2 protein-coding genes and 3 pseudogenes are annotated in these 3,144 nt (G+C 61.4%); 2 read left to right on the top strand and 3 right to left on the bottom strand.

Annotated elements, in window-relative coordinates; translation table 11 throughout:
• Positions 1–367, bottom strand: a pseudogene (locus tag X751_RS1000000166665) (transposase); the annotation flags it as partial.
• Positions 368–463: 96 nt separating this feature from the next.
• Positions 464–565: pseudogene (locus X751_RS1000000167370) on the bottom strand (LysR family transcriptional regulator); the annotation flags it as partial.
• Between the two features lie 571 nt (positions 566–1,136).
• On the opposite strand from X751_RS1000000167370, the gene X751_RS134985 reads away from it, so the two are divergent.
• Positions 1,137–1,412 (top strand): acyl carrier protein, encoded by a 276-nt coding sequence (locus X751_RS134985; protein ID WP_023673543.1) that lies wholly within the window; start codon positions 1,137–1,139, stop codon positions 1,410–1,412.
• Positions 1,413–2,618, top strand: a complete 1,206-nt coding sequence (locus tag X751_RS134980; protein WP_023750563.1) for a beta-ketoacyl-[acyl-carrier-protein] synthase family protein — start codon at positions 1,413–1,415, stop codon at positions 2,616–2,618. It abuts the gene before it with no gap.
• A gap of 319 nt (positions 2,619–2,937) precedes the next feature.
• Here the strand turns inward: X751_RS134980 and X751_RS0134965 are convergent.
• Positions 2,938–3,144: pseudogene (locus X751_RS0134965) on the bottom strand (transposase); the annotation flags it as partial.

Consider the following 3,144-nt stretch of genomic DNA (forward strand, 5'->3'; position numbering starts at 1 on the left):
CCCCGGGTAGGTTCTCCAGCCGGCACAGCGTCGATTGCGACGCCAGATCCCGACCCGACGGCAGCGCATCCTGGGCCATCTTGAAGACCGGATCGCGGCGCAGCCGGTTGGCGTCGTTGCCGTCCTCGTAGCGGCGCCGATCATCTTCATGCGAAAGCCGATCATGTCCGCCAGGCTGTGGACGACCTGGTCCGGGCAGCGCGGATCGTCGATGCAACGCGCCAGACGCTCGGCGACCCGCAACCGCTTTTCCACCTCGGCCTAGGCCAGAACGCCGCTGTGGACGACAGCATGCCGCCGTCGAAACGGGCGACGACGGACTTGCCGCCGACTAAAAACCGCTCAGCGGCAGCGCAAGATCGTTCATGGTAGGTGTGGTCTCCGGGAAATTTCGGATCGGCTTAAGCAACCAAATCCTACGTCATTTCAACGGGTTTGCGCCACATCCACCAACCCCCATGAATTTGGTTAGGTTGATGCTGCGTGCCGCCGCCGTGAGGCCGCGCTCGCTAAGCAGCGCGTCGAGAACGACGAGAAGATTCAGATCGAGCCCTTTGAAACGCATGTCTTAGCTATCCATAGCGTGGATGAATTTGATTGAAACAAACGATTTTACCAATTCTCCGGAATGTCGCATGGACCTGGCAGGACCTCACGTGCGCCGATCACTGCCTCTATCGCGTGGCGAGTCCCTTGAGAAGAGCTCGAAAGAGGAAATCTGTCGCGTGCGGTGGAGATTGTACTGGGAATAGAGGCAGCGCTCCAAATCATGTCGAACTCTCCGACGAATGGCGACCGGTACAATAGTTGATCGCAACTGGTCCGGAGCTATGAAACATCTCGATTACATATGGTGCCGAGTGAATACGATGACAGCACCCACCGTCGCAGCGTTTAGCTGACGTTTGACGACGGTTCCTATCCATTTACACGCAGATTCTTGATGTGCTGGCGCAAAAGCGGGAGGCCGGCGACTTTTCTTCGTCATCGGGCTGACGCCGCAGAAGCCGGAACTCGTCCGGTTCCTATGGGCATTGGGCTTGGTCGGCGCACAGGCTCTATGAGGGGCAATTTTGGCAACGCGACGCGACTCGGGTTTTGAACGACGCCGAAAACGCAAGCTGGAAAGGAACAAGATGGCAGATCAACTCGCCAACGAAATAATCGCAATGATCAAGAAGCGCGCCGCGTCGGAGGGCGGCATAGCGCCTGCCACGGGCGGCGAAATAACGGCTGCCACGGGACTGACTTCGCTCGGTATCGATTCACTGGGATTGGCGGACGTTCTCTGGGACCTGGAGCAGGCCTACGGCATCGAGATCGAGATGAATACGGCCGAGGCATGGTCGGATCTCCAGAATGTTGGGGGCATGGTGGAAGCCGTGCGCAGCTTGCTCCCTACGGGGGTGTGAATGGACAGGCGCGTCGTGATTACTGGGATTGGCGGGATTTGCGGGCTTGGAACCAACGCCGCCGCCATTTGGACAGAGATGCGAGAAGGCCGCTCCGCCATCGGCCCAATCGTCAACTCCGAGTTCCATGAATTGAGGGTCAGGATCGGTGCCGAGATCAAGGCCCTGCCGGAGCATGACATCGACAGCAAGCAACTCATCTCCATGGACCGCTTCAGCCTGCTCGCTGTGCTTGCGGCGCGCGAAGCCATGCGTCAGGCCGGACTTTCCTCCAAAGAGGGAAATAGCTATCGCTTCGGTGCGACGGTGGGCGTTGGCGGCTGCGGGTGGGATGCGATCGAGCAAACCTACCGCGCCATCCTTCTGGGCGGTAAGCGTGCCGCTCTCTTGACTGTACCCAAGGCGATGCCGGGTGCCGCTGCCGGCCAGGTCAGCATGAGTCTCGGCCTGCGCGGGCCGGTCTTCGGCGTCACGTCCGCCTGTTCCTCGGCAAACCATGCGATTGCCTGCGCGGTGGACCAGATCAGGCTCGGCCGGGCCGACGTGATGCTTGCCGGCGGCAGCGAAGCGCCGCTCATATGGGGTGTGCTGAAGGCATGGGAAGTGATCCGCGTGCTTTCGCCCGATACTTGCCGGCCATTCTCGGCCGATCGCCAGGGCCTGTCGCTTGGTGAAGGCGCCGGCATGGCGGTGCTGGAAAGCTACGAGCATGCCCTGGCTCGGGGCGCCACCATCCTTGCCGAAATTGCCGGTGTCGGCCTTTCCGCCGATGCGTCCGGCATCGTCGCGCCGACTGTCGAGGGGCCGGAGGCAGCAATGCGGGCCTGCCTTGCCGATGCCAGGCTGGACGCCGAGGATGTCGACTATCTCAACGCGCACGGCACCGGCACCAAGGCCAACGACCAGATCGAGACGGCGGCGATCAAGCGCGTCTTCGGTCAGCACGCCTTCTCAATGTCCATTTCTTCTACCAAGTCCATGCACGCGCATTGCCTCGGCGCGTCCGGCGCGCTCGAGTTGATCGCCTGCGTGATGGCTATCCGCGAGAGCGTCGTGCCGCCGACTGCCAATTATCGTGAGCTGGACCCCGATTGCGATCTCGACGTCACGCCCAATGTGGCACGCGAGCGCAAGGTGCGCGTGGCACTGAGCAACTCCTTCGCCTTTGGCGGCACGAACGCGGTTCTGGCGTTCAGGCAGGTGTAGAAGCCATGAAAGATGCTTCCGGCAACATTATCTCTCGCACCCAGATGCTTGCCGGATAACCTTGTGAAGGGCGGGTCATTGACCGCCTCGGCGAAATGCGGGAAGTGGCAGCGGAAGCTCGAGGATCCGGGGGTATCGTCTTTGCGAAATTCTTAACTGTTGAACCGGCTTGGACGTACCGCCGCCCCGTAAAAGGTAAGCGAAGCCATGCGGGCTCGGCTTGAGGGTCTGAAGCTGTACACGACAATGTCTGGAAGCCGCAGGGTCGGCTCTGCGCCCGTTATAGTCGCCTGAGTGCTGCCGGCCCGGCCGCGCCGCGGGCTCCGTCAACGAACTTCTTGAACCTGCGGACCTTGCCTGTCTTGGCCGACGCTTCGAAGCGCGCGGTCGTGCTGGCCTCCAGATCCGCGACATGCTTGCGCAGGGTCGGGGTGGGCGCGAGGCCAAAGATGAAGTCGACGTCGTTGGCGCGGCACCAGTCGATGACCTGCGGGTTGCAATAATGGCTATCGCCGCGGAGCAGGAT

The sequence above is a fragment of the Mesorhizobium sp. LNJC394B00 genome (genome assembly GCF_000502555.1).
Taxonomy (GTDB): Bacteria; Pseudomonadota; Alphaproteobacteria; order Rhizobiales; family Rhizobiaceae; genus Mesorhizobium.